This is a genomic window from Thioflexithrix psekupsensis, from assembly GCF_002149925.1.
Lineage (GTDB): Bacteria > Pseudomonadota > Gammaproteobacteria > Beggiatoales > Beggiatoaceae > Thioflexithrix > Thioflexithrix psekupsensis.
This window is the reverse complement of sequence record NZ_MSLT01000023.1, coordinates 74,462-91,382: the sequence shown is the minus strand read 5'-3', so window position 1 is coordinate 91,382 and position 16,921 is coordinate 74,462. Positions and strand designations below refer to the sequence as shown.

14 protein-coding genes are annotated in these 16,921 nt (G+C 43.8%); all 14 read right to left on the bottom strand.

Annotated elements, in window-relative coordinates:
• Window positions 1-13 precede the first annotated feature (13 nt).
• On the bottom strand, window positions 14-814 hold the full coding sequence (gene gntF, locus TPSD3_RS13085; protein WP_086488965.1) for a guanitoxin biosynthesis pre-guanitoxin forming N-methyltransferase GntF: 801 nt from the start codon (window positions 812-814) through the stop codon (window positions 14-16).
• Between the two features lie 68 nt (window positions 815-882).
• On the bottom strand, window positions 883-1,782 hold the full coding sequence (locus tag TPSD3_RS13080; RefSeq protein ID WP_176329873.1) for a fructosamine kinase family protein: 900 nt from the start codon (window positions 1,780-1,782) through the stop codon (window positions 883-885).
• A 65-nt stretch (window positions 1,783-1,847) separates the two neighbouring features.
• Window positions 1,848-2,660 (bottom strand): ABC transporter permease, encoded by an 813-nt coding sequence (locus TPSD3_RS13075; protein ID WP_086488963.1) that lies wholly within the window; start codon window positions 2,658-2,660, stop codon window positions 1,848-1,850.
• Entirely contained in the window at window positions 2,653-3,573 is a 921-nt protein-coding gene (gene nikB, locus TPSD3_RS13070) for a nickel ABC transporter permease (RefSeq protein WP_086488962.1), read from the bottom strand. Before nikB ends, TPSD3_RS13075 begins: the two co-directional genes overlap by 8 nt.
• Before the next feature lie 4 nt (window positions 3,574-3,577).
• The gene (locus TPSD3_RS13065; protein ID WP_086488961.1) at window positions 3,578-4,750 is read right to left on the bottom strand and encodes an FAD-dependent oxidoreductase; all 1,173 of its coding nucleotides are present in this window, start codon (window positions 4,748-4,750) and stop codon (window positions 3,578-3,580) included.
• An 88-nt stretch (window positions 4,751-4,838) separates the two neighbouring features.
• Window positions 4,839-6,521, bottom strand: a complete 1,683-nt coding sequence (gene ilvD, locus TPSD3_RS13060) for a dihydroxy-acid dehydratase (RefSeq protein ID WP_086488960.1) — start codon at window positions 6,519-6,521, stop codon at window positions 4,839-4,841.
• Between the two features lie 106 nt (window positions 6,522-6,627).
• Window positions 6,628-7,335 (bottom strand): Crp/Fnr family transcriptional regulator, encoded by a 708-nt coding sequence (locus tag TPSD3_RS13055; RefSeq protein WP_086488959.1) that lies wholly within the window; start codon window positions 7,333-7,335, stop codon window positions 6,628-6,630.
• An 83-nt stretch (window positions 7,336-7,418) separates the two neighbouring features.
• On the bottom strand, window positions 7,419-8,288 hold the full coding sequence (aguB, locus tag TPSD3_RS13050) for an N-carbamoylputrescine amidase (RefSeq protein WP_086488958.1): 870 nt from the start codon (window positions 8,286-8,288) through the stop codon (window positions 7,419-7,421).
• Between the two features lies 1 nt (window position 8,289).
• Window positions 8,290-9,345, bottom strand: a complete 1,056-nt coding sequence (locus TPSD3_RS13045) for an agmatine deiminase family protein (RefSeq protein WP_245391605.1) — start codon at window positions 9,343-9,345, stop codon at window positions 8,290-8,292.
• Window positions 9,346-9,422: 77 nt separating this feature from the next.
• Entirely contained in the window at window positions 9,423-10,787 is a 1,365-nt protein-coding gene (ffh, locus tag TPSD3_RS13040) for a signal recognition particle protein (RefSeq protein WP_086488956.1), read from the bottom strand.
• 44 nt (window positions 10,788-10,831) lie between these two features.
• Window positions 10,832-11,491 (bottom strand): dienelactone hydrolase family protein, encoded by a 660-nt coding sequence (locus TPSD3_RS13035; RefSeq protein WP_086488955.1) that lies wholly within the window; start codon window positions 11,489-11,491, stop codon window positions 10,832-10,834.
• Between the two features lie 134 nt (window positions 11,492-11,625).
• A complete protein-coding gene (locus TPSD3_RS13030) occupies window positions 11,626-13,050 on the bottom strand; it encodes a leucine-rich repeat domain-containing protein (RefSeq protein ID WP_086488954.1) in 1,425 nt (474 codons plus the stop codon).
• A 10-nt stretch (window positions 13,051-13,060) separates the two neighbouring features.
• A complete protein-coding gene (locus TPSD3_RS13025) occupies window positions 13,061-14,005 on the bottom strand; it encodes a substrate-binding domain-containing protein (protein WP_086488953.1) in 945 nt (314 codons plus the stop codon).
• Between the two features lie 30 nt (window positions 14,006-14,035).
• Window positions 14,036-16,825, bottom strand: coding sequence for a bifunctional acetate--CoA ligase family protein/GNAT family N-acetyltransferase (locus TPSD3_RS13020; RefSeq protein WP_086488952.1), 2,790 nt, complete (start codon window positions 16,823-16,825; stop codon window positions 14,036-14,038).
• Window positions 16,826-16,921: the final 96 nt, after the last annotated feature.

Genomic DNA, 16,921 nt, shown 5'->3' with positions numbered 1-16,921 from the left:
ATAAAGAGTAAAATTAACCCGCTTTTAAAGCCGTCACCATATAAGCCCCTTCGACGTGTTCATGTTCCACCACATCAAAGTATTGAATTTTTAAACTATCCGCTGCAATAATCCCTTCCAAAGCGGCTTCAATATCACTTTGTTTAAGCGGAACAATATTAAACAATTCATCACCCACATAATAGGCTTTAGATTGCTTTGCCGTCATCACCCAAACCAATAACCCATTGGGTTTTAATAAACTAAACACATTTTTAACCATTTCTCGCCACTGCTCAATGGTCGTTGCCGCCGCCTCCAAACAGAAAAATAAACTCACCACATCATAACTCGCCGTAGCCGCATCTCCCAATGGGTGCATTTGTGCGGCATCGCCCACTAAAAACTGCGTCATTTTCTGCCGAATTAACGCCTCCCGCGCCTCCAGATCAGCTTGAGTCACTTCAGCGTCAGGAATCGTGCCATGACTCTCCAAAGACAAGGCTCGCCGTAAAAAAATCTCCCAATGAAACGCATCTGGCGCGTGACGAACCCACTGCTGCACCTCAGCCAAATTACCCGCTAAATAATCGCTCATGTGAATTTCTGCACACTGCGGCGCAAAACTGATCATGGTATCAATCGCAGGGCCACAGCCAAAATTTAACAATGTTGCATTCGCTAATTTTGCGGGATACATTTCTGTGGTTTCAACAATAAATTGCATCACATTATGATTGGTTTGATCCACTTCCTGAAAATACTCATTTAAATAAGCTCTCGGACCAAATTTAGCCTTATAATCCGTCTCGTATTGAGTCGCTGTTGTGGACATAAAATCACTGCTCCTTAATGGGTTATTTATAAAATCAGTAGAAAAAATTTTAAAAAATAAAAGAAAATTTAACCACGCAATTCACTCAGTAATAAAGACAACATTCGCTCCGCTTGTGCCAAATACGCTCCGCCAAAAATATTCAAATGATTTAAGACATGATACAGATTATATAAATGCTTACGCACCGAATAACCCGCATCCAAAGGATAACGCGCTTGATAAGCCGCATAAAAATCAGGCGAATAACCACTAAATAATTCCGTCATGGCCAAATCAGTTTCTCGGTCTCCATAATAAACCGCAGGATCAAAAATCACCGGTAAACCCTGCGTATCGGTGGCACTGTTACCCGACCACAAATCCCCATGTAATAACGATGGCACCGGAGAATAAGTTGTAAAAAATTGCGCCAAATTCGCTAACAATTCCTCTCCATTTCCCTGCAAAATTGAACCTTGATAACCATTTGTTGCCGCTAACCGTAATTGATAACCTAAACGATGCTTTTGCCAAAAAGTGATCCAATCCTTTTCTAAGGTATTAATCTGTAACGTAGAGCCAATATAATTATCTCGATACCAACCGAATTGGGTTTGCGTGACTTGATGCAAAACCGCCAATTGATGGCCTAATTGCACGCTAGATTGCACATTATCACTGCGCAAGGTCAACGCATCCATAATCAAATACGCATGTTGTGGAGTCGTTCCCCAACACAACGGCATAGGCACTTTAATCACACCGGGCTGTGCCAATTCGGCTAAACCCGCCGCCTCCGCGGCAAACATCTCAAAAAAACGCCCTTCATTTAATTTAATAAAAAAAATATGACCATTGCTTTCAATACGATAAGCACTATTAATACAACCACCCGCCACTGGATAACAGGCTTGAAGTTGAAAAGAATAGCCGATCACTCGACTAAGATGTTGTTCAATCGGTTGCCAATTGACACTTCTGTGCATAATGAGGAGTTCCCAAAGGTGAGAGCGAATTGAAATGAAATGAATCGAAATTTAACCATAATTTATCATTGCCGCACGTCCAAATAATCCCGTAATCGATCCCCTAACATATTCACTGATAATACCACCAATAATAAACTCACACCGGGAACTAAAACCGTATGCGGCGCAACCAATAAATAACCCGTCCCATCCCGGATCATACTGCCCCACGACGCAGCAGGCGGCTGCACCCCCAAACCCAGAAAAGATAAACCCGCCTCAGCAATCACCACACCCGCAATACCAAAAGTCACTTCGACCAACAACGGACTGACCAATAACGGCAAAATATGCCAGCGTAAAATACGCCATGAACTCGCCCCCAAAGCCCGTGCTGCCAACACATGATCCCGCTGTTTTAACGATAAGGTTTGCGCCCGCGCCAAACGCGCAAAACCCACCCAACCCACAACCGATAACGCAATCACCACATTTTCAATCCCCGGCCCAAGCAACCCCGCCAAAGCAATCGCTAACAGCAAACCGGGAAAAGCCAAAAATATATCAATACAACGCACCACCACCCCATCCACCCAACCCCCAAACCACGCACTGATTAAACCAATAGCCGTACCGATCACGGCCGAAATACTCATCACGGTAAGCGCAACAAACAACGAAGTACGAGAACCGATCAGCAAACGATCCAACAAAGGACGACCTAAATCATCATACCCTAACCAAGCCTGCCATGACGGAGGTTGTAAAATCGCAGATAACTCGATTTGTGTGGCCTGTAGCGGCCACCACGGCGCGCTAATCGCCGCAAAAGCCCAGAGCAATAATATAAAACTAGGCAACACCACCCGCCACTGAACACCACGCCCATTAGTCATGATAACGCACCCTAGGGTCTAACCAATGGTACAGCATATCTGTCATACTATTAACCACCACATAAACGGCACTGATCAACAACACACACCCTTGTACAACAGGATAGTCCCGTCGTTGAATGGCCTCAATGGTCAACTGTCCCAATCCCGGCCAAGAAAAAACCATTTCCGTAATCACCGCGCCAGCCAATAACGTCCCCAATTGCAAACCTAAAATTGTAATCACAGGCAAGGCCGCATTCGGCAAAGCATGGCGCAAAATCACCTGTCTGGCATTTAATCCTTTGGCATAAGCGGTGCGAATATAATCCTCATGTAACACTTCTAACAATGTTGCCCGAATCATCCGCGACAGAATCGCCGCTAATGCCGTCCCCAACGTTAAAGCCGGTAAAACCAACGACCACAACGACTCATAACCACTCACCGGCAACCACGCCAACCATAACGCAAAAATTAAAATTAACAACGGCCCCATGAGAAAATTAGGAATCGACACGCCTAACATTGCAAACGTCATGGCCACATCGTCCCATGCGCGATTTTGATGTAATGCGGCTAAACTGCCCAACGGCACAGCCAATACAATCGCCACCGTTAAACCCGCCACCGCTAACAGCGCAGTAGTTGGCAAACGCGCTAAAATTAACTGCGTCACGGGTTCTTTTGAATATAAAGAAGTGCCGAGATCACCTTGCAAAGTATTAGAAAAAAAACGCCACCATTGCGTCCACAACGGCTGATCCAAACCCAACGCAATAAATAAGGCTTGTTGATCCGCGGCCGCGGCATTCTCGCCTAACATCGCTTGTACCGGGTCTCCCGGCACCAAGTGAATCAGAAAAAACACCAGCGTAGACACACCGAATAACACCAGTAAGGTACTAAAAAACCGTGACCACAATGAAATCATAAACTTATGACAATCCGCTAGACAATTGAGCGACTAAGGCTTGTTTTTCCGTCACCGCTTTGCCCATGAGAACAAAACCCAACAAAGACCCATCTTGATGATGAAATAAGGCCTTGAGCGTCGTAGATTCAGGCGCATCGTGTGTGATCTGCCACGTACCTGATTGGGCTTGTGACGGGGGAACAGGCGCGATTACGGTAGGACACGCAGGCGTTTTTACCGCGATAGGCATAGCGGGATAATGTACTGCGGTGGCTTGACCGTGTAAGGTTTTCGCCAACGCTCTAGCCCCTTGCATCAACGGCATGACATAAGGCAAAACCACCCCTTGCACCGCCGCACAATCACCTAACGCATAAATATCAGCCGCTGACGTACGCAAATAAGCATCTGTCATAATGCCTTGATTCACAGTTAAACCCGCCGCAGCAGCCACTTGGGTATTGGCTTGCAAACCGACAGCAGACAAAATCACATCCGTGTCTAATACTTCCCCATTGGCCAATGTGACACAATACGCGCCGTGTTCTAATGCAGTAATCTGTTGTGCGTGGGTTTGCAAGTGCCATGTCATCGGGAGCGTTTGCAAAGCGCGTTGCATCAATTGACCGGCTTCGACGGGCATTAACCGACTCAGAGGATACGGAGCCACATCCAACACACTCACCGCATAACCCGCTAAAGCCAAATCATTGGCAAATTCACAACCGATTAAACCCGCGCCCAAAATCGTCACCCGTTTCGCGGAACAAGACGTTAAACGCGCTCGAAACGCCTGATAACTGTCTAAGTCATTTACGCGCATGACGGCCGACGCATCGCCTGCAATGGGAATAACACGTTGCGTCGCACCGCAGGCAAAAACCAGTTGAGAGTAGGCATAAGCCACTTCCCCCGCATAACAATGGTGCGATTCTGGATCAATGCGCGTGATTTCGGTGTGGGGAATAATTTCTGCGTTCAATTGTTTTGCCATGACGGCCACATCGGAAATCACTAATTGTTCGGGGATTTTATTCTGGGCAAAGGCATTGGATAACACGGGCTTGGAATAAAAATGTCCCGCATCTGTCGTGAATAAACGCAACGGCGCGTCGGCATTCAATTTACGCCATTCACGCGCTAAAGTGTAACCCGCTAATCCCGTACCGATGATCGTTATTGGCGCATCTGTCATGACAACAACCTGATTCTATTTAGAAGCGTTAAGGAGTGGGGAGGAAGTTGATATTTCCTCCCCCACTATTTGAATTTAAAAAAGAGACTTATTCATCAGTGACACAGCCGACAGAGGCATCTTTTACCGTTTTAATATAACGGTACAATGTTCCTTGTGTGGCTTTATAAGGGGGCATTTGCCATGCGGCGCGGCGGGCTGCGAATTCTTCATCACTCAAGGCCACGCTTAAACTGTGCGTTTCCACATCAATTGTGATCACATCTCCGTTACGAATCAACGCAATAGGTCCCCCTTCTTGGGCTTCTGGCACAATGTGACCCACGATAAAACCATGCGATCCCCCAGAAAAACGACCATCCGTTAATAACGCCACATCATTACCCAAACCCGCGCCCATAATCGCTGAGGTAGGAGTCAACATTTCTGGCATACCGGGGCCGCCTTTTGGCCCTTCGTAACGGATAACGACTACATCACCTTTTTTAATGTCTTGTCGTTCTAAGGCGTGTAACATATCTTCTTCACAATCATAAACTTTAGCGGGGCCTGAAAAACGTAAACCTTCTTTACCGGTAATTTTAGCCACAGAACCGCCGGGCGCGAGATTGCCCTTTAAAATCTGAATATGTCCGCTGGATTTAATGGGTTTAGATAAGGGCATAAACACTTCTTGTCCGGGGGCGAATCCGGGCAAATCGGCCACATTTTCAGCCAAGGTTTTGCCGGTCACGGTTAAACAATCTCCGTGCATCAAATCGTTTTCTAACAAGTAACGAATGACTGCGGGCGTACCTCCCACGCGATGCAAATCTTCCATCACATAGCGGCCACTGGGTTTTAAATCGGCTAAAAATGGCACGCGATCACTGACCTGTTGAAAATCGTCCAGCGTCAATTGAATTCCGACGGATCGCGCCATCGCAATCAAATGCAATACTGCGTTGGTTGATCCGCCCGTTGCCATTAACACCACCATTGCATTTTCAAAGGCTTGGCGCGTCATAATATCGCGGGGCTTAATATCATGTTCTAACAAGTAACGAATGGCGGCACCAGCGCGATGACATTCTGCAATTTTTTCTGGATCGGTGGCGGGAATCGATGAACTGTAAGGCAAACTCATGCCCATAGCTTCGATAATCGAAGCCATCGTATTAGCCGTGTACATGCCACCACACGCGCCCGCACCCGGACAGGCATGACGAACAATATCTTGACGCTCTTCTTCCGAGATCGTACCCGTCAAATATTGACCGTAAGACTGAAAAGCCGACACAATATCTAAAGGCTTTTTCGATTTATCATAACCGGGCTTAATTGTTCCCCCGTAGATCATCAATGAAGGGCGGTTTAAGCGTCCCATGGCGATCAAACAACCGGGCATATTCTTATCGCAACCGGGTAAAGAAATATTGGCATCATACCATTGTGCCGACATCACCGTTTCAATAGAATCTGCAATTAAATCACGAGATTGCAGAGAATAACTCATGCCTGATGTTCCCATTGACATGCCGTCGCTTACGCCGATGGTGTTAAAACGCATTCCGACCATTCCTGCGGCAAGCACACCTTCCTTAACGTGATTGGCCAAATCCATCAAGTGCATATTACAACTATTGCCATCATACCACACGCTAGAAATACCGACTTGGGCTTTACTCATATCGGTTTCGGTCAATCCCGTAGCGTACAACATGGCTTGAGACGCGCCTTGTGATTTTGGTTGAGTAATATTAGAACTGATGCGATTAATAATTTTAGACATGTCCCCTCCTTGAGAGTCAAAAAAAGTCAAAACAGTAAAGTCAATCGATACAACAGCGCACTGACACGCTGCGAGTGGTCTAAGTTTGCACTGCACCGGCCGCTTGTCAATGGGAATCAAGGGGAATTTTTAAAGCCTTTTTTTGTAAACAGCGCAGCCGTTCCAAATCAATAATTTCTAAACTCTGGGCTTTTTCCAGCACAATCTGTTCATTTTTCAAGCGCGTTAAAACCCGTGAAAAAGATTCAGGCGATAAACCCAAACGCGAAGCAATCATGGCTTTACTAAAAGGCAAATGACACGTTTTTTCATCGGCCATCGCCAGTAAGAAACCTGCCACGCGCTGCTGGGCATTTTCTAAACTCAAGGTGTGTATATCTTTAATAAAAACATGCAAACGACGACTTAAATTAGCCAATAATTTTAACGCTAATGTGGGAGATTGGGTTAATTCTTGTAAAATAGTATCTGCGGAAATGGCCAATAATTCACTGTTTTCAACGGCTTCAGCACACACGGGATAAGTGCCTTTTAAGAAAACCACGGCTTCTGCAAAAGAATCGTGAGGTCGAATAAACTCAATCACTTTTTCTTTCCCCTCTTCTGTCAAGCGATATAAACGCACCATGCCCGACAAAATAATAAAAAAATAATTCGCTTTATCGCCTTCATAAAAAATCATTTGTTTTGCCGTATAATCTTTTTTAAACGACGTTTGAACAAAAGGCATTAATTCATCAGGCGACAAACTATCAAATAAAGCCGTTTGATGTAAAGCGTGTAATAATTCTTCAACGTCATGGGATGCTTTCATGAGAAAATGCAAGGGCTAGATCGTTTTTCCCCGCCGAATAGACGGGGAAAATAGGAGACAAGAGAAAAGTGAATAGGATAGGGCTATATTTTCCCATCTAAGGTCAAAATAGCCTGATAATGTTCAGGGCGGCGATCTCTAAATAATCCCCATGCGGCGCGATTTTTCTGTAACAAATCTAAATCGAATTGTTGCATTAAAATCGTTTCATTAATTCGATCAGCCACTTGCACTAATGCGCCGCTGCCATCGGTGATAAAAGAAGAACCATAAAACGTCAATTCACAGGTTTCCCCTTGTTCCGTGCCGATGCGATTGGAAGCAATAACTGGAATGCAATTAGAAGCCGAATGTCCCTGCATGGCGCGTTGCCAATGCCCACAAGAATCAATCGTGGCATCGTGCGGCTCAGAACCAATGGCCGTAGGATACAATAACAATTCCGCGCCCATTAACGCCATTGCCCGCGCTGTTTCGGGAAACCATTGATCCCAACAAATCCCCACCCCCACCGTACCAAAACGGGTTGGCCACACTTTAAAGCCCGTATCGCCTGGCGAAAAATAATATTTTTCTTGATAACCCAAACCATCTGGGATATGTGTTTTACGATAAAGGCCTAAACATTCGCCCGTGGCATCGAACATCGCCACTGAGTTATAAAAAGCCTGATGACAACGTTCAAAAAAACTCACAGGCAATACCACACCTAATTCCGCCGCTAATTTTCCTAAACGCAATACCGCAGGATTTTCTTCAAATGAAGTCGCTAAATCAAAATAATCCGCTTTCACATCTTTACAAAAATAAGGCGTTTCAAATAACTCTTGAATTAAAATAATATTTGCGCCTTGTTGAGCCGCAGAACGAATTAACATTTCTGCTTTAGCAATATTCTCTTCTCGATCCCAAGTGCAAGCCATTTGGGTAGCCGCCACAGTGACAACACGCATATTAATCATCCTCATCAGCGATGGGTAAAGGTTGTTGTTGAGTAATGCAGTGAACGCCACCGCCCCCCGTGTAAATATCTAAGGCAGGAATTTGCACCACTTCGCGGTCGGGAAATAACGCGGAAATCGTATTTTTAGCCGCTTGATCATAATCGGGATCATTAAAACTGCACATCACAATTCCCCCATTGGCGATATAAAAATTAACGTAAGATAACGCCATTCTCATCTCTCCCAAATAATGGGCGGGAGGAATAGACACCGTATGAATTTCAAAAGCGCGGCCTCGCGCATCGGTAGCGGCTTTTAAGCGGGCTAAATTATCTTGTAAGGGGGCATAATTCACATCATTGGGATCATCGGTGATCGCGGCCAATACCTTCCCCGGTGCCACAAAACAAGCAATCGTATCCACATGACCATCCGTGTCATCATTCAATAAGCCTTCGCCCAACCAAATCACTTTCTCTACCCCTAAATAAGCCATTAATCCTGCTTCTATTTCAGCGCGGCTTAATTGAGGATTGCGATTGGGATTTAACAAACATTGTTCTGTGACTAAAGCCGTGCCTTGACCATCGACATGAAAAGACCCCCCTTCTAACACAAAAGGCGCATCAAAACAGGGAATATTTAAAGTCTCTAATAAATATTTAGCTAAGGCTTTATCACGGGCATATTCTTCTTCTAATAATTGTGGTTTATTGCCATAATTATTAAACTGCCAATTCACTCCGGCCAATTCGCCTTGTTTAGAAATCACAAAAGTAGGGCCACTGTCTCGATGCCAAGAATCGTCGTGGGGGGCGAGCAAAATTTTCACCGTCGGCCCACATAAAGCGGTGGCATCCAACTGTTGATCAGCGTTGACCAGCATCGTGACGGGTTCAAAACGCGCAATAGCCTTAGCCACGGTGGCATAAGCGCGACAAGCCGCTTTTAATCCTGCTTCTGAATACCAAACCGCCATTCGTGTCGGCCATGCCATTCGGCAATGGCTGTGCGGATGCCACTCGGCGGGCATGAAAAAACCACGTTGTTTAGGTGTTGTCATCATGTCTCTAAAATGTGGAAAAAATAAGGTAAAAAAGAGGCGTTTATAACACCCTGATGTGACAAATTATCGCATTGCCATTAAAATTTCATCCCCGGCGGCAAACGGCCTTTCATGCCTTGCATCATTCCCATTAAGCCACCTTTTTTCTTATTCATTTGCTTCATCATTTTCTGCATTTGCGAAAATTGTTTTAACAAACGATTAATGTCCTGAATTTTCGTTCCCGATCCCGTGGCAATTCGTCGTTTACGCGAGCCGTTAATGACATCAGGAAATTGCCGTTCATGAGGAGTCATAGAATTAATAATAGCTTCCATGCGCACCATTTCTTTATCATTAACTTGAGAACGCACCGCTTGCGGAATCTCATTCATACCGGGTAATTTGTCCATTAAACTGGTCAATCCCCCCATACTGCGCATTTGCACCAATTGCTCGCGGAAATCTTCTAAATCAAAGCCTTTCCCTTTTTTTAATTTTTGGACTAATTTATCGGCTTTTTCGCGGTCAATTTTTTGTTCTACTTCCTCGATCAAGCTCAACACATCGCCCTGCCCGATAATCCGCGAAGCCAAACGGTCGGGATAAAAGGGTTCTAACGCGGTGGTTTTCTCGCCAACCCCAAGAAATTTAATGGGTTTTCCCGTAATATAACGTACGGATAAAGCTGCACCGCCCCGCGCATCCCCATCCGTTTTTGTCAGTACAACGCCCGTTAAAGGCAAAGCGTCATTAAAGGCTTTTGCAGTATTCGCGGCATCTTGTCCCGTCATACTATCGACGACAAACAAAGTCTCTGTTGGATCAATAGCCTGATGCAACTGCTTGATTTCTTGCATCATTTCTTCGTCAATATGTAAACGACCCGCCGTATCAACTAAAACCACATCAATAAAGCGTTTACGTGCATGATCGATGGCCGCAGTGGCAATATCGACAGGGCGTTGTTGCACCTCGCTGGGAAAAAAGGTGGCCGATACTTCGTTAGCCAACGTTTCTAATTGCTGAATGGCGGCTGGCCGATACACGTCACAACTCACCACTAAAACGCTTTTCTTTTGCCGTTCAATTAAAAAGCGGGCTAATTTACCGACGGTGGTTGTTTTTCCCGAACCTTGCAAGCCCGCCATTAACACGACCACCGGCGGCCGTGCATTCAAATTAAGCCCATCATTTTGCTCTCCCATTAAAGCCGTCAATTCGTCGCGCAAAACCCGAATCAATGCCTGTCCCGGAGTCAATGTACCAATCACTTCTTGACCAATGGCGCGTTGCCGCACTTGCTCGACAAAAACTTTCACCACAGGCAAGGCCACATCCGCTTCTAATAACGCCATGCGCACTTCCCGCAATGCGTCTTTAATATTATCTTCCGTTAAGCGGCCTAATCCGCGCAAATCACGAAATGTTTTAGTCAAACGTTCGGTTAAATTCTCAAACATGAGATTGATTCCTTAACAGATTTAAAAGAGAAAAAATAAGAGAATCATAAGCGGTTCAAATAACGATCTAAAAACGCCCGTGTATCCTGCCAAGCGCGTTCACAGGCTTGATTATCATAGGCTTCGCTACTGGAATTAATAAAACCCGCATCCGCAGGATAACTGTGACACACTAAAGTTTTATCCGCTTCATACATAATCTGTTCTAAATCGGCTTGTTTATCTGGCCAAGTGGGTTCATTTTCAGCAAAAACGGCCAACATAGGAGCTTGCAATTCTTGTACTCGTTGTTTGGTGATTAATAAACGACAATAAAACACCGCTAAAGCATCTATTAGGGTAGGATAATTTAACGCCAATCGTTGTGCCTGCACACCACCAAATGCCCAACCCAATACAGCCACTTTACGCACTTCTTTTTTTAGTGCCATTAGATGAGTTGCTAATTTTTTTTGCACCGTTTCTTGCTGTGCCGTTAATTCACGGGTTAATAAATTAACCGTTCGCACATCATTGGGATGTTGCCCATCATATAAATCCACTAAAACAACCCGATAATTGGCTTGTGCAAATCGCTCTGCCCAAGCCATATTATATTCCAACACGCCCCATCCATCATGGATCAATAAAAGACCTTTTTCTTGATGTGATTGTCCAAATAGATGGGTGCTAAACACCTCAGCTCTCTCGGTGCTTAACTCCATTCACAACTCCTTACAATAAGCCTGACATCGTTAGTTTTTCTAATTATCGATTAAGGCAGAAAATAAAAAATGAGAAGAATAGGAAGTGACCGCTTTTAAATCCTCATTATTACGTCATTTCCTTAAAGAAAAAATTATTCCTGTGTTTCTGCTGAATCCTCGTCATCATTGGGTTCAACATCAGCTTCTTCTTCCACAATCTCCTCAACCTTTTCCTCCTCTCCACAAGCCACTTGTGTGGCTGTCCATTCGGGGTCTATTTCATTAAGAAAATCAATCACCGCTGGATCATCGCTATAAAACCCATTGGCATTTAAATTAAGAAGAAGAAAAGGATGCGTGGCAGGGAGTGTCTTAGGAATTTCGCCACAAAATTGATTATTTCCCAAATATAAAAATTCTAACCCCAATGATTGGGTTAAATCAGGAAAATGACCTGATAATTGATTAAATTCTACCCCCAGATATTGCAAATTAGGCGCAACACTCAAATCAGGCAATTCCCCTGTTAATTGATTAATTGACAAATCCAATTCCTGCAAAGCCGTTAAATTCATTAACGAAGGCATTAACCCACTAAATTGGTTATTATAACCATAAAAAGTCTCCAGTTGGCTTAAAGCAGATAATTCAGGAATTGCCCCAGAAAAATTGTTTTCATAAAGATGCAAAGCCCGCAGTTGTTGTAATGCGTTTAAAGCAGGCACAGTGCCTGAAAATTCGTTGCCATTTAAGTACAATTTTTGTAGGTTTGTCAATTTTTCTACGGCGGGTAATTCGCCGCTTAGTTTATTATTCGACAACCACAATACCTTTAATTGTGTAAACGCGCTTAAATCGGGCAAAGTGCCTGTTAAACCGTTATTTGGCAAATTTAAGGCAACAACATGTCCCGCCTCGCATTGTACCCCATACCACTGACAAGGGCGATTGGTGCGATTCCAGCCCTCATTGTGTCGCCATTGGTCGCCTTGCGTGGCGTTGTAAAAACTGAATAAATTAAGACATTCTGCTTTGGAAATTTCCCCAATAGTATTGCAAATAAATTGCGCCCGTATCTCTAACATACGTTGCGCCCGCTGTGTTGCGAGGGCTTCGGCTTGAGCGTCTACAACGGGTTCACTGGGTGCGGCTTCTGCAACGCGGAAAACATGACGCTTTTGTACGACCATCCCACCTTTGGGGTAGTCAAAATACAAGCGGGCTTCATATTCGCCGGGGACTAAGGGTTCTTTAACAGTGTATTCACCTTCAGTGGCACTTTGGGTATATGTCCAATTTCTTGAATACACATCATCGGCTGAACCCACTTGTACCACACTAATCCAATCTTGCGCATTGCCCGGTAAACCTTGATAAGTAATGGTAATGGGTTCACCCACAGTAAATACCGTTTTTGCAGTGGATAAAATAGCAGCCGATTCAGTGATCTGTTCCACATTAGAAACAGCTTTCATTTCCACTGGAGGGGCTGTTTCTTCAGCAACAGCCGCTAAAACCATTCCCGCACCAAATAAAAATAGCGTTCCCGTTTTAATCACGCGCATTAACTCATTCATAACTCATATCCTATTGAGGTTGTGTCAGCATTTCAGCCACGTTGTTTTTATCGACCACTTGAGTGGGTAAAATAATTCGTTTCTCAACCGATTCTCCTTGCAAAACTTTTAAAGCTTGTTGAATCGCAACCGCCCCCGGTGTTTGATAAACAAACGTAGCGGTTAAAATCCCTTCATTCACCCAACGCATTCCTTCGCTGGGAATGCCATCAATACCGAGAAAATAAATATTTTTTTCTCGTCCCAAATCTTTAGCCGCTAAATAAGCCCCATAAGCCATCGGATCATTATGCGCATAAACCAGATCAATATCAGAGTATTGATCTAAAAAATGAGCCATTAATTCATAAGCCATATCTTGCTTATATTGTCCATTGGCGTTTTCGGCATGGGTTAAATTCACAATTCCTGTTTCTTGCGCGATCACCTCTTGAAAGCCGCGGTGTCGCTCTTGTGCGGGCGTGGATTCGGGAATGCCCCAAATTTCTACAATGCGCCCTTTCGCCTGACCTTTACCACCTAACAATTGCACCACATATTCGCCTGCAGTGCGACCAATTAATAAATTATCACCGCCAATAAATTGGGTGTAATCATCATTACTAATATTGCGATCCAAAACAAACACAGGAATGCCTTGTTGATACACCTGATTTACAATGGGCGTTAAGGCATCGGCCACTTTAGGAGAAATCAATAACGCATCGATTTTATTTTGCAATAAATTCTCGACATCACTAATTTGTTTCTCTGCTCGATCCAAACCATCTGTCACCAGCAAGTGAATTTCAGGATATTTAGCGGCTTCATCGCGTAATTGTTGATTAAACAATAACCGCCAAGGTTCTGTCGTGGTGGCTTGAGAAAAGCCGATACGATAGGGCGCATTTTGCGCACTGACATTGACCACAAAACCACAACCAATCAGCAAAGAAAAACACAGCCATTTTTGCATAAAAATAACCCTCGTTTAGATTTTAATCTATCACGGCCATAACCGCGTTCGTTGCCACTCAAAATTAGCAGGATTTAAATGCAGGCTCACTTTCATAATTTCTTCGGTTTTATCATAAAACACATGAAAGCCTAATTTTTTTACCAATTTTAACATGGCTTCATTGTCAGGCAAAACCGTGCCGATCATTTGTAAAGTGCCGCGTTTTTGGCAATAATCAATTAATTTACAAATCAACGCCGTTCCCAAGCCACAACGACTGTATTTATCGCTAATCACAATCGCAAATTCAGCCTGAATATTATCTGCATCCGTATAAGCTCTTACCGCGCCAATCGTCACCGGATTATTGCCTTGTTGCGACACGGCAATAAATGCCATTTCTCTGGCATAATCAATTTGGGTTAAACGTGCCAATTCGGAATGGCTAATTTTATACCGATGGTTAAAAAAACGATAGCGAATAGCACGCGGACTTAACTGTTCTAAAAAATGTAAATGCGCAGGTTCATCTTCCCCGCGAATCGGGCGCAATAACACCGTTTCTCCCGTACTTAATACGGTTTCACTTTGTAACTCTTCGGGATAAGGTTGAATCGCCAATTCCGCATTTTCGCCTAAAGCCATCGCCACTTGATGCTCGATTAAACCTTCTCGATGCGAAAGTAATAAGATTAACTCCACCGTTTTAATGATCGGCACATCGACAACAATTTGCGACAATTGTACCAATATTTCGCTTAATTTTTGAATTTGTTTATCGGGTTCAAGCGTATAAAGTTCTAACCACTGATTAATTTTATTATAGCCGATTAAATCCCGTGCCAATTTAAGGTTAATCGGCAATAATTCCACTTCTTGCGTGAGAATATTAAGCAGCGAATGCAATCCCGTGTCAATAAAAATTACAGGCCCCCCCACAATATGCCGCGTCACGCCCACTCGTAAACGCATCATTGACTCATCCCGTTGCATTCGTTGTAATTGATACCCTAAAAATAAACTTTGGGGAAAATGTCGATTGAGTTCATTACGCAACTGATTCGCCGCATTTTCTAATTCTCCTTTATGCAGAATTTCAAGGCTTAAATCCTGATTGGGAACATCACTGGCACTATGAAAAGGTTTAAACAATGCCGTGTGTAATAATTGTAAACGATAAGGCGGATTCCATTCCAAAATCTGAGCCATTAAGCTACTGATTTGTTCACTTTCTATCTGTGGTTTTAAGAAAATATGATAAGCTGCTAATACTTCTTTCGCTTCTTCTGTGGTCAACCAATCTCGTTGATGATCTAAAGCGTGATTAATCCAATACCAAGCCTGTTGGCGATTTCTCACATTTTCATTTAAAAATAACGGCGGCGTTTGCACAGCAGAGACTTGATTGCGACGATGTTTCACCATTTGCATAAACGCATCAATCGCTTCTTCGGGCGTGACGAAACTGGGAATTTTTGCTTTATCAAAGGCTTGGCGTGCAGATTCTACCTTGCCCATTCCCATCCAACAGGTTAAAACATTACAAGGCAATTCTTGACTGGTTTGAATAATCTTTTCAGCCACTATTAACGCATCACTTTGCACACTGGGACCGTAAATTACTAATACCGCATCCACATTGGCATCTTGCGCCATTAAACGTAATGTGGTGGCATAACGTTCTGCTTGGGCATCGGCATTGACATCAATGGGATGTTGCCGCGACCAAAAGGCAGGCAATATCGGAACTAATGCGGTCAATGTGGCATCACTTAAACGGGCTAATTCTCCCCCCTGTCTTAATAACGCATCCACCGCTAATAAATTAGGCCCCATGCCATTACTCATAATGGCCAAACGTTCGCCATTTAACGGTTTCATTCGCGTTAAAACACTTAGCGTATCTAATAACTCATCACTGCTTTCTAAACGCAACACCCCCGCACGACGCAACATCGCCCGATACACACAATCCCCATGACGCAAACCCAACGGCACCGGTTCAGGCGTTTCTTGGGAGGCTGAGAAACGTCCGCTTTTTAATACCACCACTAATTTTTTTCTCGCCGCCGCCCGCACCGAAGAAATAAAACGACGCGCATGACATAAGGTTTCAATATGCAATAAAATTACTTTAGTATTTTCATCGTCTACTAAATAATCAATTAAATCCGAAAATTCCACATCGACACTGTCACCCAATGAAGTAAAATAAGAAAATCCAATATCCCGCCCATTCGCCCAATCTAACATGGCCATACTCAAAATACCGGATTGACCAATAAAAGCAATCGCCCCCTCCTGAATCGCACTGTGCGCGTAACTGGCATTTAAACGCGATTTCGCCGCCAATACACCAATACAATTGGGTCCCATTAAGCGTATATCATAACGATTTGCCACTTCTTGAATTAAATTTTTTAATAAGCGCGGCGGTTTTTTACTTAATTCAAAACCTAATAAATCATTAAAAAAATTTTGGAATTCTTCAAAGATTTTATTACTTTTACTTTGCGCCCGCGACATTCCTCCCGTCAATACCAATACCGCTTTAATCCCATAAATACCCAATTCTTTAACCAAATGCGGAATCGTATGAGGCGGCGTGCATAAAATGGCTAATTCAGGGCGTTTGGGTAACGTTTTTAAATGGCGATAACAACGCACCCCATAAACGCTATGATAAGGTTTTAAATTCACCGCCATTAATTGCCCTTCAAATCCAGAAGCCAATAAATTTTTAATGACCATTCCGCCCATGCTCATCTGACGTTCGGACGCGCCAAAGACGGCAATGGAGTTGGGTTGGAAAAAGTAATGCAGATAACGTGTACTCATAATGTCTTATGCTTTTTGTGCTTTAATCGGATGTGAAGTGGGAGTGATTATAGCGTTTATTGTGGCTTTACCTATTTTTTTCACACCGACAAATTA